The sequence below is a fragment of the Acinetobacter calcoaceticus genome, from assembly GCF_900520355.1.
In the GTDB taxonomy this organism is placed as follows: domain Bacteria; phylum Pseudomonadota; class Gammaproteobacteria; order Pseudomonadales; family Moraxellaceae; genus Acinetobacter; species Acinetobacter calcoaceticus_C.
Genome location: NZ_LS999521.1, coordinates 1188731 through 1205063, shown reverse-complemented (window position 1 = coordinate 1205063; position 16333 = coordinate 1188731). Strand labels below are relative to the sequence as shown.

At 41.4% G+C, this 16333-nt stretch carries 14 protein-coding genes; 7 read left to right on the top strand and 7 right to left on the bottom strand.

What is annotated here, in order from left to right:
* Positions 1–85 precede the first annotated feature (85 nt).
* Both AC2117_RS05675 and abeS read left to right on the top strand, forming a co-directional pair.
* Complete coding sequence (locus AC2117_RS05675) at positions 86–1546, top strand: PLP-dependent aminotransferase family protein (RefSeq protein WP_133972511.1); 1461 nt, start codon at positions 86–88, stop codon at positions 1544–1546.
* 253 nt (positions 1547–1799) lie between these two features.
* Positions 1800–2129 (top strand): multidrug efflux SMR transporter AbeS, encoded by a 330-nt coding sequence (gene abeS, locus AC2117_RS05670; RefSeq protein ID WP_004791191.1) that lies wholly within the window; start codon positions 1800–1802, stop codon positions 2127–2129.
* Between the two features lie 73 nt (positions 2130–2202).
* Here the strand turns inward: abeS and AC2117_RS05665 are convergent, their stop codons facing one another.
* From AC2117_RS05665 to AC2117_RS05645, 5 genes are all read right to left on the bottom strand, one after another.
* Positions 2203–2979 carry an ABC transporter ATP-binding protein gene (locus AC2117_RS05665; protein WP_042897193.1) on the bottom strand — a complete coding sequence of 259 codons (777 nt, stop codon included), beginning with the start codon at positions 2977–2979 and terminating at the stop codon, positions 2203–2205.
* Between the two features lie 9 nt (positions 2980–2988).
* Positions 2989–3702, bottom strand: coding sequence for an ABC transporter permease (locus AC2117_RS05660; RefSeq protein ID WP_133972509.1), 714 nt, complete (start codon positions 3700–3702; stop codon positions 2989–2991).
* Positions 3699–4388, bottom strand: coding sequence for an ABC transporter permease (locus AC2117_RS05655; RefSeq protein WP_133972507.1), 690 nt, complete (start codon positions 4386–4388; stop codon positions 3699–3701). Before AC2117_RS05655 ends, AC2117_RS05660 begins: the two co-directional genes overlap by 4 nt.
* A 91-nt stretch (positions 4389–4479) precedes the next feature.
* The gene (locus tag AC2117_RS05650) at positions 4480–5265 is read right to left on the bottom strand and encodes an ABC transporter substrate-binding protein (protein WP_133972505.1); all 786 of its coding nucleotides are present in this window, start codon (positions 5263–5265) and stop codon (positions 4480–4482) included.
* Positions 5266–5439: 174 nt separating this feature from the next.
* Positions 5440–6468 carry a LysR family transcriptional regulator gene (locus tag AC2117_RS05645; RefSeq protein ID WP_133972503.1) on the bottom strand — a complete coding sequence of 343 codons (1029 nt, stop codon included), beginning with the start codon at positions 6466–6468 and terminating at the stop codon, positions 5440–5442.
* Positions 6469–6665: 197 nt separating this feature from the next.
* Here AC2117_RS05645 and adeF point away from each other — a divergent pair, with 197 nt between their 5' ends.
* From adeF to AC2117_RS05630, 3 genes are read left to right on the top strand one after another with little or no spacing between them, the layout of a single operon-like run.
* Positions 6666–7886 carry a multidrug efflux RND transporter periplasmic adaptor subunit AdeF gene (adeF, locus tag AC2117_RS05640; protein WP_133972501.1) on the top strand — a complete coding sequence of 407 codons (1221 nt, stop codon included), beginning with the start codon at positions 6666–6668 and terminating at the stop codon, positions 7884–7886.
* A 6-nt stretch (positions 7887–7892) separates the two neighbouring features.
* Entirely contained in the window at positions 7893–11069 is a 3177-nt protein-coding gene (gene adeG, locus AC2117_RS05635) for a multidrug efflux RND transporter permease subunit AdeG (RefSeq protein WP_133972500.1), read from the top strand.
* Between the two features lie 12 nt (positions 11070–11081).
* The gene (locus tag AC2117_RS05630; protein WP_133972498.1) at positions 11082–12557 is read left to right on the top strand and encodes an efflux transporter outer membrane subunit; all 1476 of its coding nucleotides are present in this window, start codon (positions 11082–11084) and stop codon (positions 12555–12557) included.
* A 62-nt stretch (positions 12558–12619) separates the two neighbouring features.
* Here AC2117_RS05630 and glyA read toward each other — a convergent pair whose 3' ends face one another.
* The gene (gene glyA, locus AC2117_RS05625) at positions 12620–13873 is read right to left on the bottom strand and encodes a serine hydroxymethyltransferase (protein ID WP_133972496.1); all 1254 of its coding nucleotides are present in this window, start codon (positions 13871–13873) and stop codon (positions 12620–12622) included.
* 59 nt (positions 13874–13932) lie between these two features.
* Between glyA and AC2117_RS05620 the strand changes: the two genes are divergently transcribed.
* Positions 13933–14094, top strand: a complete 162-nt coding sequence (locus AC2117_RS05620; RefSeq protein ID WP_133972494.1) for a hypothetical protein — start codon at positions 13933–13935, stop codon at positions 14092–14094.
* Positions 14095–14117: 23 nt separating this feature from the next.
* Here the strand turns inward: AC2117_RS05620 and AC2117_RS05615 are convergent, their stop codons facing one another.
* On the bottom strand, positions 14118–15347 hold the full coding sequence (locus AC2117_RS05615) for an alpha/beta hydrolase (RefSeq protein WP_133972492.1): 1230 nt from the start codon (positions 15345–15347) through the stop codon (positions 14118–14120).
* 247 nt (positions 15348–15594) lie between these two features.
* On the opposite strand from AC2117_RS05615, the gene AC2117_RS05610 reads away from it, so the two are divergent.
* Positions 15595–16281 (top strand): 3'-5' exonuclease, encoded by a 687-nt coding sequence (locus tag AC2117_RS05610; RefSeq protein ID WP_133972490.1) that lies wholly within the window; start codon positions 15595–15597, stop codon positions 16279–16281.
* Positions 16282–16333: the final 52 nt, after the last annotated feature.

Genomic DNA, 16333 nt, shown 5'->3' with positions numbered 1-16333 from the left:
AACAGACCAATCTAAAGTAATCACAATATTTGAGATAAATAACAGATCACTATAAAGTGTACCCATTGCTTTGGCTTTTTAATGAATTGATATGTACAAATATAAAAAAGTAAGTGATGACTTAACCCTTCAAATTCAGAATGGGCGGCAACCTATTGGTTCGCGTCTACCTTCAATACGAGACTGTGCAAACCATTATCAGGTCAGCATTAATACCGTAAAAGAAGCGTATCGTCAGCTTGAAGATCAAGGTTTGATTTCCGTTCGACCTCAATCTGGTTACTATGTTTGTCATGCACCTTCAAATTTGCCAGAACTCGAAGAGCGTTATGTGAGTGAAGAAAAAGTGCCACTTTCAGGAATTAGCTGTTTTCTCGCACAAATCGTTAAAAAGCAAATGGACCCAGCCTATATTAATCTGGCCCTAGCTTGCCCCTCAGGGGAAAATTTCTACCCAATTGAACGTTTAAAACGCTTAACTGCACAGGTTTTACGAACACAACCAGATATTTTTAAAAGCTATACCTTACCACCTGGGTCAACACGACTACGTACACAAATTGCTAGACGAAGCTTACAACTCGGTATGTTTCTTTCAGCAGATGATATTGTGCTGACTCACGGCACGATGGAAGCTTTAAGTCTCGCAATTATGGCCACCACTCAAGCTGGTGACACCGTAGCCCTTGAGATTCCTACTTTTCATAATTTGTACCCGCTCCTTTATAATTTAGGCCGAAAAATTGTAGAAGTACCGACTTCGCCACATACAGGCATGTGTCTAGATACGCTTGAGGAGCTCTTAAAATCACAAAGTGTACAAGCCATATTAACGATTCCGACAGGACATAATCCTCTCGGTTTTAGTATGCCCGAAAGTAGCCGCCGTCGCTTGGCAGAGCTCGCTAATCAGTTTCAAGTTCCTGTTATTGAAGATGCGATGTATGCCGAATTGCAACTAGCCGAACCCCTCTTACCCAACATTAAGGCATTTGATCAAAATGGATGGGTACTAGTATGTAGTAGCTATACCAAGACTGTGGCACCTGACTATCGAATTGGTTGGTTAGAAGCTGGGCGCTTCCGTAATATTGTGCAGCAACTAAAATTTACGTCAACTGTTGCAGAACCAGTTTTACTCACCGAAACTTTAGGACTTTTCTTAGAAAATGGCGGTTATGACCTACATTTACGTCAACTCAAAAAACGCTATCAACAACAAATTGACACCATCAAGTCTTATATTTGTCGTTATTTCCCGCTCGGTACTCGAGTCAGTCGCCCACAAGCTGGATTTATTTTATGGCTAGAACTACCTGAATCTATCGACACATTAGAATTGTTTCATCAGGCAATGGATGAAACAATCTTATGTATGCCAGGAATTTTATGTTCGGCTGATAAGCGTTTTAGTCATTGTTTACGTATTGCAGCGTGTTTTGAGTTGAACCCAAAAATGTTAAACGCTTTGATGCGCTTAGGAGAGCTAGCAAAAAATATGCTTGCCACCCAAAACAATATAGGAAAAATCGCTACTCATTCATAATTTACAGCATGCGAAGAGAGATATGAGAGCATCAATCCTAGCTTATGCTGTCGATTAAACATGGCGCTTTAACCATTGGCGATTAGTTTTTATTAATGGTTTATATTGCTTTGCTAGTGATAAAATCAATTTATCAGTTCAGTTTGATTTACTAATATTTTTGTACCAAAAAAATTAAATAATCGTTAAAACTGGTCAAACCATTTCAACATTTCATATAGATTGATTAAAACTCATTCTGGCGCAGCTCTCCATGTCTTATCTTTATTTAGCAATTGCGATTGCTTGTGAAGTCATTGCAACTTCAGCCTTAAAAGCATCTCAAGGTTTTACTGTTCCGATTCCATCTATCATTACAGTTGTAGGCTATGCAATTGCTTTTTATTTATTGTCCCTTACGCTAAAAACGATTCCAATCGGAATTGCATATGCCATTTGGTCTGGTGCAGGTATTATTTTAATTTCAGCCATTGGCTGGATATTCTATAAACAGCATTTAGACTTAGCAGCCTGCATTGGTTTAACTCTAATGATTGCAGGTATCGTGATTATTAATGTATTTTCTAAAAATACTCATTTATAAAATATAATTAAAAAGCAACCGAGTACGGTGAGAATCCTTTGTAAAAAATTTCACCATACTCGGTATGAACAGCTTATTTTAAACTACCCGTTAAAAATTGCTTTAAACGTTCACTTTTCGGGTTATTGAGTACTTCATCAGGATGGCCCTGTTCTTCAATTTTCCCTTGATGCAAAAAAATCACTTGATTAGACACATGACGTGCAAAGCCCATTTCATGTGTTACCACAATCATAGTACGTCCTTCTTCAGCCAAACCCTGCATTACTTTTAGTACTTCACCCACCAACTCTGGGTCAAGCGCGCTGGTTGGTTCATCAAACAACATGACTTCCGGTTCCATCGCCAAAGCACGAGCAATCGCTACACGCTGCTGCTGACCACCAGATAAAAATGCAGGATATTTACTTTCAACGTTTTCAGGCAATCCAACTTTACGTAGATATTTCCGTGCTCGTTCTTCTGCCTCAGCACGTTTTACCCCAAGTACATGAATTGGCCCTTCAATGATATTTTCCAGCACCGTCATGTGCGACCATAAATTAAAATGCTGGAATACCATCATGAGCTGGGTACGCATTTTTTGTAGTTGCTTTGGGTCAACCACTTTTAAATTGCCTTTTTTATCAAAGACTGTGCGTAGTTTTTCACCATTAAGCTTAATGGTGCCATTGCTCGGTTGTTCTAAAAAGTTGATACAGCGCAGTAAGGTACTTTTACCTGAACCAGATGAACCGATGATACTAATCACATCACCAGCATTTGCATCAAGTGATATTCCTTTAAGTACTTCATGATCACCAAATGTCTTATGTAAATCGCGAATCACTAGTTTTGCAACGTGTTCCATTTATGTCTCCTAATGATTCGATGGCTTTAAAAATGCCAACCAACGTTTTTCAAGCCGACGAAACAGCCAAATCAAAATAAATGCCAGCATCGCATACAACACTGCGGCAATTCCAAAAGCATTGAAGGTGTTATAGGTTGCCGCATTCACATCACGTGCAATTTTTAAAATGTCAGGAACAGTTGCTGTAAATGCAATGGTTGTCGCGTGCAACATCAAAATGACTTCATTCCCATAAAATGGTAAAGCACGGCGCAACATCGACGGAATAATAATGCGGGTATAACGTTTCCATTTTGACATTCCAAAAGCTTGTGCAGCTTCAATCTCGCCATGTGGAATAGAACGAATCGCCCCAGCGAAGATTTCAGTCGTATATGCACCAGTATTGAGCGCGAATGCCAAAATGGTGCAATTTATACCCTCTCGAAAAAACGCATCAAGCGTCTGATGTTCATGGATGTAATCAAAGCTGTAGATACCTGAGTAAATAATCAGCAATTGGATGTACAGTGGTGTGCCACGAAAAACATATGTGAACAACCAAACTGGACCACGCAACCAAAGATTTTCTGATACTCGTGCAAGTGACAAAGGCACAGCAAGCACAAAACCAATACCAATAGAAAGCACCAATAACCAAGCAGTCATCGCTACTCCGGTTATTTGTAAACCATCTGTCCAAAGGTATGCCTGCCAATATTGTTGAAGGATTTCAATCATAATTGTCCCTTCCTCACACCAGCAGAATAACGACGTTCAAGCCACATTAAAATCAGGTTCGACACTGTGGTAATTGCCAAATAAATCGCAGCAGCCACGATGCTGAAAAAGAACAGCTGCATGGTACCTCTACCTGCATCTTGTGTAATTTTTACAATGTCAGTCAGGCCAATAATTGAAACCAGTGCAGTTGCCTTAATCAAGACCTGCCAGTTGTTACCGATGCCTGGCAATGCAAAACGCATCATTTGAGGGAATAATACACGGCGAAAAACCTGCCAAGGGGTCATACCATAGGCCATTGCTGCTTCAATTTGCCCTGTTGGAACCGATTGAAATGCACCACGAAAGGTCTCGGTAAAATATGCACCATAAATGAACGCTAAAGTAATCACCCCAGCCACAAATGGGTTGATATCAATTTGGTCCATTTGCAGTGATTCAGTAATTTGGTTTAGACCCAACTGCAAGCTATAAAATAACAGCAGCATAATCACCAAGTCAGGCACACTACGAATGAGCGTGGTATAGGCGGTCGCAATATAACGTAAGGCTTTAACACTAGAGAGTTTTGAGCTCGCACCAATTAAGCCAATAATGACAGAAAGCAAAAGTGACAACAGCGCAAGCTGGAGGGTCATCCATGTCCCGCTGAGAAGGAGTGGCCCATAGCCAGATAAAAACATGACTCATCTTCTCCTTAAAAACAATATCTAATATTGATGAGATGAGAATAGATTTAAAAATGTCGGCACTCAGCCGACATTTTTCACATCATTAGTAAATGTTAAAGGAGAAATATTTTTTCTCTAGTTTCTTGTATGTACCATCCGCAATGATTGCTGCGAGTGCTTTATCAATATTCGCTTTCAAATCTGCATCTTCTTTGCGTAAGCCAATCGCTGCGCCTACACCCAGTGTTTTCGCATCAACTACATTGCCACCCACAAAGCTGAAGTTTTTGCCTTTTGGTTGTTTTAAGAAAGCACCATCAACCATGATTGCATCTTGTAACGTTGCATCTAAACGACCTGACATCATGTCTTGGTAAATCAAATCTTGGACTGGATAAGGTACAACGGTTACACCTTTTGGTGCCCAATAGGTTTTAGCATAAGTTTCTTGAATTGTGCCCTGTTGTACACCTACACGTTTACCTTTCAAAGAGGCAGCTGTCGGCAATAACGGCGAGCCTTTTTTTGCAACCATGCGCGTTGGCGTATTGTAGATTTTGCTACTAAACAAAATTTGTTTTGCACGTTCATCAGTCACCGTCATTGATGAAAGAATGCCATCAAATTTTTTCGCTTTAAGTGCTGGAATCATCCCATCAAAAGAGTTTTCAACCCAAACACATTTGGCTTTAAGTTTTGCACAAACGGCATTACCTAAATCAACATCAAAACCAGTTAACTTGCCATCTGGTGTTTTATATTCAAACGGCGCATAAGAGGACTCAGTACCAAAACGAATCACCTTCCAATCCTTTGCTTGCACATTAGTCGCAACAGCAGCCAGAACTAAGGTTGTTGAAACGAACATTTTTTTCATAAAGCTTGCCATCTTGAAGCTTCTCCTTGAAATCCAAATAAGGTGATAAAAACTTGAGTATTTCAAACTTACTCTTCTGCCGAAATAATTGCAATTTTTATACCATAAGTTAAAAAATCAGGAAGTTGTCAAAACAGCAGATCTTATTAACCGATTAAATGTTGAAAAATCATTCAAACTGAGAAGTTAGTTTTTGAGTGTATAAGCCTCTGCCATATTTTCATTTTCGACCAATGTCCGAATGGTGTATTCATGGTTATGTTCTTTGGCGCTGGCAAATTCACATTTCTGATCCCATACCATTGAGCAACCACTCAACAATGGACAACCTGCAAATAATTCGGCAACCCAATCAACAAACACACGAACTTTAGGCGATAAATGACGGTTTTGTAGATATACGACTGAAATTGGCATGGGTGCTGGCAACCATTCAGTCAGCACTTCCTTGAGCGAGCCATCCTCCAGATGTTTCGCCACCATATAATATGGGCACTGAATTAAGCCAAAACCCTGTACAGCCAAATCGACATATGAATCACCATCGTTGACAGAAACACGCCCTTTCACGCCAACGCTATGAATCTCATCATCAACCATAAAATCCCAGTCGATATTACGTCCGGTACGACTATTAAAGTAATGCACGACCTGATGTTTTTTTAAGTCATCAATAGTTTCCGGTTCGCCATGTTCCGCCAAGTAACGAGGTGCAGCAACGGTCACACACTGAATTGTTCCGATACGACGGGCAACTAAACTTGAATCTTTTAACTGACCAATACGAATAACACAGTCCACCGCATCTTGCACCAAATCGACTGGGCGATCACTCATTCCAATCACCAAATCAATATCGGGATACTTGGCATGAAAATCACAAAGCATCGGAATGAGAATCAGCCGCCCAATCGAGGCTTTAACATCAATGCGTAGTCGGCCTCGTGGGCCACGTTCCGAATCATGAAAATTCGATTCAACATCTTCAACATCGGCTAAAATTCGCGAAGTACGTTCATAATAAACCGCGCCATCGGGTGTCAAACTGAGTTTACGGGTGGTTCGGTTCAATAACCGAACTTGTAAATGTTTCTCTAAACCCTGAATAGTTGTTGTCACAGAAGCACGCGGTAGCCCTAAACTGTCAGCCGCTAAACTGAAACTATTTGTTTCGACAACTTTGTTAAATACTTTCATGGCATGAAATAGATCCACACGCACACTCCTATCAATGCATTTTTTAATTCAAACACATCAATTGTTATAAAAATACGAATAGTGTTATCGAATTTAATATATTTATTCGTGATTGACAAACTTTTATGCTCCGTTCATCCCATAAACCCTGTTTCTCCCATACGGACCATAACTAAAAGTCTGAAAACAGGTATCCAAATAAGTAGGAGCACCTCATGTCATTTTCTCGCAAACAGTTCGCGCTGTCTGCCATCTTTGTCGCCATTTTGGCAACGGGTGGCAGTTTTATGTTCTTACATGAAAATGCCGATGCAAAAGCTGCACCGACCACAGCCCAACAAGCAGCTACTGTTGATATTTCTAATGTCATCAGCAAAACCATTACTGATTGGCAAGAATATTCCGGTCGCTTAGAAGCCATTGATCAAGTCGATATTCGGCCTCAGGTTTCAGGAAAACTCATTGCTGTACACTTCAAAGATGGCAGTCTGGTTAGAAAAGGCGATTTACTTTTTATAATTGACCCTCGCCCATTTGAAGCAGAACTGAATCGTGCCAAAGCTCAACTCGCTTCAGCTGAAGCACAAGTCACCTACACTGCAACCAATCTTTCCCGCATTCAGCGTCTAATCCAAAGTAATGCTGTATCACGCCAAGAGCTTGATCTGGCAGAAAATGATGCGCGCTCAGCCAGTGCTAACCTACAAGCAGCCAGAGCAGCTGTTCAATCTGCACACCTAAATCTTGAGTACACGCGTATTACTGCACCAGTCAGCGGCCGAATTTCTCGTGCGGAAGTGACCGTGGGCAACGTGGTTTCTGCTGGTAACGGAGCACAAGTTTTAACAAGTTTAGTGTCTGTATCCCGACTTTATGCATCTTTCGATGTTGATGAACAAACCTACCTCAAATACATCAGCAATCAGCGCAACTCTGCACAAGTTCCTGTCTATATGGGACTTGCCAATGAAACTGGATTTTCTCGTGAGGGAACCATCAACTCAATCGACAACAACCTAGATACAACCTCAGGTACGATTCGTGTTCGTGCGACTTTCGATAATCCAAATGGGGTTTTACTTCCTGGTTTATATGCTCGAATTCGTCTTGGTGGAGGCCAACCTCGTTCAGCAATTCTGATTAGTCCAACAGCTATTGGGGTCGATCAAGATAAACGTTTTGTTGTGGTTGTCGATGCTAAAAATCAAACGGCTTATCGCGAAGTGAAGCTTGGTACACAGCAAGATGGCTTACAAATTATCAATAGCGGTTTACAAGCGGGTGACCGTGTAGTGGTGAATGGTCTACAACGTATTCGACCCGGTGACCCTGTTACACCGCATCTCGTTCCAATGCCGAATGCACAAATTACTGCTAACACCAATCCCGCTCAACCTCAGCCAACAGAAAAAACATCAACTCCGGCAAAAGGTTAATAAAATATGAATATTTCTAAATTTTTTATTGATCGGCCAATCTTTGCGGGTGTGCTATCAGTATTACTTCTACTTGCTGGTTTACTTTCGGTATTCCAGTTACCAATTTCTGAATATCCAGAAGTTGTTCCGCCATCTGTGGTGGTGCGTGCTCAATATCCAGGTGCAAACCCAAAAGTCATTGCTGAAACCGTTGCCTCTCCACTTGAAGAATCGATCAATGGCGTAGAAGACATGCTATATATGCAGTCACAGGCCAACAGTGACGGTAACTTAACCATTACGGTGAACTTCAAACTTGGTATCGACCCGGACAAAGCCCAACAACTGGTTCAAAACCGTGTGTCGCAAGCATTGCCTCGTTTACCCGAAGACGTACAGCGTTTAGGGGTAACAACCCTAAAAAGCTCCCCCACATTAACCATGGTTGTGCATCTGACTTCACCAGATAACCGCTATGACATGACTTACTTACGTAACTATGCCGTACTTAACGTCAAAGACCGTCTGGCACGTTTACAAGGCGTAGGTGAAGTGGGTTTATTCGGTTCTGGTGACTACGCCATGCGTGTGTGGCTCGACCCGCAAAAAGTGGCTCAGCGCAACCTTACAGCAACTGAAATTGTAAATTCAATCCGTGAACAAAATATTCAGGTTGCAGCAGGTACGATTGGTGCCGCACCAACCAATTCACCTGTACAACTTTCAGTCAATGCTCAAGGTCGTTTAACCACCGAACAAGAGTTCGCAGATATCATCTTAAAAACTGCACCCGATGGCGCAGTAACCCGATTGGGTGATGTTGCACGTGTTGAACTTGCAGCCTCACAATATGGCTTGCGTTCATTGTTAGATAATAAGCAAGCTGTTGCGATTCCAATTTTCCAAGCACCGGGTGCTAACGCTTTACAAGTTTCTGATCAAGTGCGCAGCACAATGAAGGAACTTTCAAAAGATTTTCCATCTTCCATTAAATACGACATTGTTTACGACCCAACTCAATTCGTTCGTGCAAGTATTAAAGCAGTTGTTCATACCCTGCTTGAAGCCATCGCACTTGTCGTTTTAGTTGTGATTTTATTCTTACAAACATGGCGTGCCTCTATCATTCCATTGCTTGCAGTACCGGTTTCTATTATTGGTACATTTGCACTTATGCTTGCCTTTGGTTATTCCATCAATGCACTGTCACTGTTTGGGATGGTACTTGCCATCGGAATTGTAGTCGATGACGCGATTGTGGTCGTCGAAAATGTCGAGAGGAATATTGAAGCTGGTTTAAGCCCAAGAGACGCAACCTATCGTGCTATGCGAGAAGTAAGTGGGCCAATTATTGCGATTGCTTTAACTCTTGTTGCTGTTTTTGTTCCGCTTGCCTTTATGACAGGTTTAACGGGCCAGTTTTATAAACAATTTGCTATGACTATTGCTATTTCAACAGTCATTTCGGCATTTAACTCGCTTACACTTTCCCCAGCTTTGGCAGCTATGTTACTTAAAGGACATGATGCCAAACCTGATGCATTAACTCGCATTATGAACCGTGTGTTCGGCCGTTTCTTTGCACTGTTTAACCGCGTATTTTCGCGCACTTCTGATCGTTACAGCCAGGGCGTGAGCCGTGTCATAACTCATAAAGCCTCAGCAATGGGTGTCTATGCTGCTCTTCTTGGGTTAACAATAGGTATTTCTTATATTGTCCCTGGTGGTTTCGTACCGGCACAAGATAAACAATATTTAATTAGCTTTGCCCAACTACCGAATGGTGCATCTTTAGACCGTACCGAAGCTGTTATTCGTAAAATGAGTGACGCTGCACTTAAACAACCTGGTGTAGAAAGTGCGGTTGCCTTCCCTGGCCTATCCATTAACGGTTTTACCAACAGTTCAAGCGCTGGTATTGTCTTTGTGACATTAAAACCATTTGATGAACGTAAGGCCAAAGACTTATCTGCGAATGCAATTGCAGGCGCTCTCAACCAGAAATATTCAGCAATTCAAGATGCTTATATTGCAGTTTTCCCACCGCCACCGGTAATGGGTTTAGGTACCATGGGCGGCTTTAAACTTCAACTTGAAGACCGAGGTGCCTTAGGCTATTCAGCCTTGAATGATGCTGCTCAAAACTTTATGAAAGCAGCACAATCAGCCCCTGAACTTGGTCCAATGTTCTCAAGTTATCAAATTAATGTGCCTCAACTTAATGTAGATTTAGATCGTGTTAAAGCTAAGCAGCAAGGTGTCGCTGTAACCGATGTCTTCAATACCATGCAGATTTATTTAGGTTCACAGTACGTTAACGACTTCAACCGCTTTGGCCGTGTTTATCAGGTTCGTGCTCAAGCCGATGCACCTTTCCGTTCTAATCCTGAAGATATTTTGCAACTTAAAACTCGTAACAGTGCTGGGCAAATGGTTCCGTTATCTTCATTGGTAAATGTGACCCAAACTTACGGCCCTGAAATGGTTGTCCGCTATAACGGCTATACCTCAGCTGATATTAACGGCGGTCCTGCACCGGGCTATTCATCTAGCCAAGCCGAGGCTGCTGCTGAACGTATTGCTACACAGACCTTACCGCGTGGCATTAAATTTGAATGGACTGATTTAACTTACCAAAAAATCTTGGCAGGTAATGCAGGACTTTGGGTCTTCCCGATTAGTGTATTACTCGTATTTTTGGTATTGGCGGCTCAATATGAAAGTCTAACTTTACCTTTAGCTGTGATTTTGATTGTACCAATGGGAATCTTGGCAGCTCTGACAGGTGTCTGGCTGACAGGTGGAGATAACAATATCTTTACTCAAATTGGTCTAATGGTACTGGTCGGGCTGGCCTGTAAAAATGCCATCTTAATTGTCGAGTTTGCACGAGAACTCGAAATGCAAGGCGCAACTGCGTTTAAAGCGGCGGTTGAAGCAAGTCGATTACGTTTACGCCCAATTTTAATGACTTCAATTGCCTTCATTATGGGTGTTGTACCGTTAGTCACTTCTACGGGTGCCGGATCTGAAATGCGCCATGCCATGGGTGTTGCTGTGTTCTTCGGCATGATCGGCGTGACACTGTTTGGATTATTCCTGACCCCAGCATTTTATGTCCTGATTCGTACATTGAGTAAACATAAATTGCACTCGGCCGCTGTTCATGAAGCACCACTAGCCAACCCACATGATCACTAAGGAGGACATTTGATGACAGCATTGAAACAAAAATGGTTAGTGTCCTCACTCATGAGCAGCCTGCTCCTTGCAGGCTGCTCATTGGCTCTGGAATATCAACCTGCAAAAGTCATAGTTCCTGTTAAATTTAAAGAATCTGACCAAAAACTTGAAGATAACAACTGGAAAATTGCTCAACCTGCCGATGCACAATCTCGTGGCGAATGGTGGCGTGTTTTTAATGATGCGCAGTTAAACGAACTAGAGCAACAAGCAATTGCTGGGAATCAGAGCCTTAAAGCCGCAGCAGCTAATATTCAGGCTTCACGCGCTTTAAGATCGGCTGCGCAAGCAGAACGCTTGCCTAGTATTGGTGCTGGCTTTGGACCGACACGACAAAAGCCTTCTCCTGCTTCATTAGGTTTAGATGAAAATGCTCATACATCTGCACAAACATTATGGCGTGCTCAAGCAAATGTTTCATATGAACTTGATTTATTTGGTCGTATTGCCAGTAGCGTTAACGCAGCGACGGCCGATGTACAGCAACAAGAAGCTTTATATCAGTCGGCACTTTTAGCGTTACAAGCAGATGTTGCTCAAGGTTATTTTCTGATTCGTCAGTTAGACGCTGAACAAGCAATTTATAATCGTACTATTAAGCTGCTTGGCGAGACACGAGACTTAATTCAAACACGTTTTCGTAATGGTCTAGTCAGCGAGCTAGATGTTTTCCGTGCACAAACTGAACTGGCTACAGCCCAAACCAATGCGTTAAATATTGCTCGTAATCGAGCAAGTGCAGAACATGCGCTTGCAGTATTGCTAGGGAAAACACCAGCTGACTTCAGCTTAGCCGCTCAGCCATTAACTACAAACAGTATTCGCCTTCCAGCCGGTTTACCCTCTGCTTTACTTGAGCGGAGGCCAGATATTGCCGCCGCAGAACGCGCAATGGCAGCAGATAATGCCCGAATTGGCATTGCTCGCGCTGCTTTTTTCCCCAAGTTAGATCTGACAGGCGCTCTTGGCTATGAGTCATCAAGTTTAGGTGATTTAGGCAAATGGTCGAGTCGTACATTTTTGCTTGGTCCAGTCGCGGGTACAATCTTATCTTTACCGCTATTTGACGGGGGGCAGCGTAAAGCTGGAGTTGCTCAAGCGCGAGCAGCTTATGAAGAAAGCATCGCAAATTATAGACAAACAGTGCTGAATGCATTTCGTGAAGTTGAAAATGGTTTGTCCGATCAACGTATTCTTGATCAGCAAATTCAAGCTCAGAATCAAGCCCTCTCTTCTTCACGTCACGCAAATCAACTCTCACATTTACGTTATCGAGAAGGCGCTATCAGCTATCTAGATGTAATTGATTCTGACCGTACTATTTTGCAACAAGAGCAACTTTCTGCTCAACTTAATGGTAGTAGAGTCATTGCCAGTGTAGATTTAATCCGCGCATTAGGTGGTGGATGGCATAATACCGAGTCATCGGTAAAATCTAAAAGTTAATTCTCACATAATTAACTTGATATAAAAAAAGCGCCATATGGCGCTTTTTTTATATCTACAACTTATTGTGCATATACAGGGAATTTTGCACAAACAGTTTCAACTTTCGCTTTTACGTCAGCAATAACTTTTTCGTCACCTTTGCTGTCGATTACATCAGCAATCCAACCAGCAAGTTCACGAACTTCAGCTTCACCGAAACCACGAGTTGTTACCGCTGGAGTACCGATACGGATACCAGAAGTCACAAATGGAGAACGTGGGTCATTTGGAACTGAGTTTTTGTTAACAGTAATGTGAGCAGCACCTAACCAAGCATCAGCTTCTTTACCAGTTACGTCTTGTTTGATTAAAGATAACAAGAACAAGTGATTGTCAGTACCGCCAGAAACAACGTCATAACCACGAGCGATTAATACTTCAGCCATAGCTTGAGCATTTTTCACAACTTGTTGTTGGTAAGTTTTAAAGTCATCAGACATCGCTTCTTTGAAGCAGATTGCTTTAGCAGCAATCGCATGCATCAATGGACCACCTTGGTTACCAGGGAATACAGCTGATTGAAGTTTTTTCTCGATTTCTTCATTCGCTTTCGCAAGGATTAAACCAGAACGCGGACCACGAAGTGTTTTGTGAGTCGTAGTTGTTGTTACGTCAGCAATTTGCACTGGGTTTGGATATACACCAGCAGCAACTAGACCTGCAACGTGAGCCATATCAACAAACAGGTAAGCGCCAACTTTGTCCGCGATGTCACGGAAACGTTGCCAATCCACAACACGGCTGTAAGCAGAGAAACCAGCAACGATCATACGTGGCTTGTGCTCTAATGCTAAACGTTCAACTTCTTCATAATCGATCTCACCTGTTTCAGAGTTTAGACCGTATTGAACTGCATTATAAGTTTTACCAGAGAAGCTTACTTTTGCACCGTGAGTCAAGTGACCACCGTGAGCCAAGCTCATACCTAAAACAGTATCGCCTGGGTTAAGAAGCGCTAGATAAACAGCAGAGTTAGCTTGTGAGCCAGCGTGTGGTTGAACGTTTGCGTAATCTGCACCAAAAAGTTCTTTAGCACGATCAATCGCCATTTGCTCAATGACATCCACATATTCGCAACCGCCATAATAGCGTTTACCTGGATAACCTTCTGCATATTTGTTCGTAAGTTTTGATCCTTGCGCTTCCATCACAGCAGGAGAGCAATAGTTTTCAGATGCAATTAACTCGATATGTGCTTCTTGACGCTCACCTTCAGAAGCAATTGCTTGAGCTAATTCTGGATCAAATTCAGAAATGGAAATATTGGCAAACATTAGCGGGGGTCCTATAAGTAGGGCTTTTAAGCCGTGCTAAGATTGCGACATATTGTAGCATGAAGTTTATAATTAAACAGAATCAAGTTAGCTCAGTTTTAAATAAAAATGGCTCAAGTTTTATAAAAAATGAGCCATTGTTTATAAATCAATTAAAAAGCTCGCTTAAAGCTTATATTTTTAAATTTCCCATCATTAACTTTATCTTACAACATTGTTAAAAATACTTTAAATATCAATAGCTCTATTGCGCTGTTAGTAAAATTTGAACATTGCCAACAATGTTGTCCACATTACTACTCATTGCTGTCCCATGGTCCCAGTTACCCGTCACATAACTATTAATTTTAGTACCTACTACTGTGGCATTAGATATCAAGATATCCGTTGCTACTTTAGGTACTGTGGTATCGCCCAACCCTTGATAAATAATGATTGGTGTAGTGACTTTGGCTTGTAGCGGCTGCGAATCTTTATCTAAAAAGGTTTTAACTAACGGTACGGCCATAAAATTAGGCTGTGTGCGTGTGTAGTCATCCAGTGTTCCATTATGTTTTGTAGCATAATCTGTCATGTCAGCTCCAAAGGCTTGCCCCAATGGTCCAGAACAAATCGTTTCTGCTTGTGCTGCAATACCTGAGATTTGCGAAGTAAATACTTGCCCATAATCAAAGCTCGGCTGTGTGTTACGCATCCCTGCTGTAACCAAAGCTGTATATGTATTAAGTTGTGCATACATTGGGATCTTTTTATCCAAGGTTGCATTCGCAACAGATTGCTCTCCAGCAATTAAAATAAAACCCAAATTAGAGGCTGGCGCTACCGCTACCGTACCTTTATAGTCTAGCTGCGCACGACTCGCATATTGCGCAGCACCCAGCGCAGCATGCCCACCTTGTGAATGCCCTACTGTCATCCATTTTTTTGACGTTAACAAATTACGTTGTGTTAAGTAGTTACGCGCTGCAACCACAGCATCTGTAATTGAAAAGGCCTCGCTTTTAACATTTAAAAATGGGTGGATTCCTGGTGTCCCCAAGCCTTCATAGTCAGGTGCTACAACAACATAACCTGCTGCAAGTAATTTACTAATTAAATCTTTTGTACTGTCTGCTAAAGCGGCTTTACTTGGCGCACAAGCATCTGCAACACCTGTGGTTCCATGTGCCCAAACCACAATTGGCCAACCACCTACTGGTGGCGGTGTATTTGGTGTGAATACTAGACTAGTTGCCTGCACTTCTTGTCCACTTTGGCCCAACATTTTATAAGTCAAAATACTACTTTCAGCAGCAACTGATCCTAAATTGGTACTTGTGTAAGCATCAACTTTAACAACTGGATTTTGAATATTATTGTTTGGAGTACCTGATGGATCAACAATTGGTGAGTCATCATCACTGCTCCCTCCTCCACAGGCGACTAAAAATAAACTCGTGCTAAGAACGCTCGTCATTAATAGTTTCATTTTCATTGCTATATCCCTTAAATTCCATTTTTGTTGTGCTTTAGTTTTTTAATCAACATTTTAAATGTCTTAAAAAGAATTACGCCTAATCTTTATTTTCCGCAAGTTATATTTGATGAAAATATACACTGAATATTCTAATTTTTTAATCTAAATTACCCTTGTAGACTGCTTTCTATATTACTTCAGGTTTTAAAGTGAATAGCCAGCTGTTACCATTCATAACTATTCGTAATTGTTTGAAGGGCCAAATATGCAAGCCATTATTTTAGATACAGAAACTCATACACTAAATGGTTTGCCTATTGAAATTGCGTACGCCCCGATTGAACTTAATGGAGGCAAGCTCACCTTAGATAAAAGCAAATTGTTTGATCAGCTCTATCAGGTCGGTGCCCCTATCTCTTATGCTGCGATGGCAGTACACCACATATTAGAAACAGATTTAGAAAACCAGCCACACTATAAAACCTTTAAATTGCCAGAAAGTACGACTTATATTATTGGTCATAATATTGATTACGATATTGCCGCGATTGCTCGTTGTGGCGTAGATGTATCGAATATTAAACCGATTTGTACTTTAGCTTTAGCGCGCAAAGTTTGGGCAGATGCAGAAGCTCATAATATCTCAGCACTGATCTATATGATTTCTCAAGGCAGCAGTAAAGCTCGGGAAATGCTTAAAGGTGCTCACCGTGCCGATGCCGATATTATTTTAACTGCTAATATTTTGATGCATATTGTCTATCATTTAAATATTCAAGATATTGAAGAGCTTTACCGAGTTTCTGAAGAAGCACGTATCCCTACTACGGTTAACTTTGGTAAACATAAAGGCACAGCAATTGCTGAACTTCCTAAAGACTATATTCAATGGTTATTACGCCAAGATGAGCTTGATGTCTATCTTCGCAAAGCATTAGAAAGTGCCTTTTAATAATTTAACCAAATGATATTTATAGATTATTCATCATATTGTCATTTTTAGG

What these genes read in the sequence shown, in the direction of transcription:
- abeS (WP_004791191.1), top strand. Translation starts at nt 1,800, where the DNA reads ATGTCTTATCTTTATTTAGCAATTGCGATTGCTTGTGAAGTCATTGCA.
- AC2117_RS05665 (WP_042897193.1), bottom strand. Translation starts at nt 2,979, where the DNA reads ATGGAACACGTTGCAAAACTAGTGATTCGCGATTTACATAAGACATTT.
- AC2117_RS05660 (WP_133972509.1), bottom strand. Translation starts at nt 3,702, where the DNA reads ATGATTGAAATCCTTCAACAATATTGGCAGGCATACCTTTGGACAGAT.
- AC2117_RS05655 (WP_133972507.1), bottom strand. Translation starts at nt 4,388, where the DNA reads ATGTTTTTATCTGGCTATGGGCCACTCCTTCTCAGCGGGACATGGATG.
- AC2117_RS05650 (WP_133972505.1), bottom strand. Translation starts at nt 5,265, where the DNA reads ATGGCAAGCTTTATGAAAAAAATGTTCGTTTCAACAACCTTAGTTCTG.
- adeF (WP_133972501.1), top strand. Translation starts at nt 6,666, where the DNA reads ATGTCATTTTCTCGCAAACAGTTCGCGCTGTCTGCCATCTTTGTCGCC.
- adeG (WP_133972500.1), top strand. Translation starts at nt 7,893, where the DNA reads ATGAATATTTCTAAATTTTTTATTGATCGGCCAATCTTTGCGGGTGTG.
- AC2117_RS05630 (WP_133972498.1), top strand. Translation starts at nt 11,082, where the DNA reads ATGACAGCATTGAAACAAAAATGGTTAGTGTCCTCACTCATGAGCAGC.
- glyA (WP_133972496.1), bottom strand. Translation starts at nt 13,873, where the DNA reads ATGTTTGCCAATATTTCCATTTCTGAATTTGATCCAGAATTAGCTCAA.
- AC2117_RS05620 (WP_133972494.1), top strand. Translation starts at nt 13,933, where the DNA reads ATGAAGTTTATAATTAAACAGAATCAAGTTAGCTCAGTTTTAAATAAA.
- AC2117_RS05615 (WP_133972492.1), bottom strand. Translation starts at nt 15,347, where the DNA reads ATGAAAATGAAACTATTAATGACGAGCGTTCTTAGCACGAGTTTATTT.
- AC2117_RS05610 (WP_133972490.1), top strand. Translation starts at nt 15,595, where the DNA reads ATGCAAGCCATTATTTTAGATACAGAAACTCATACACTAAATGGTTTG.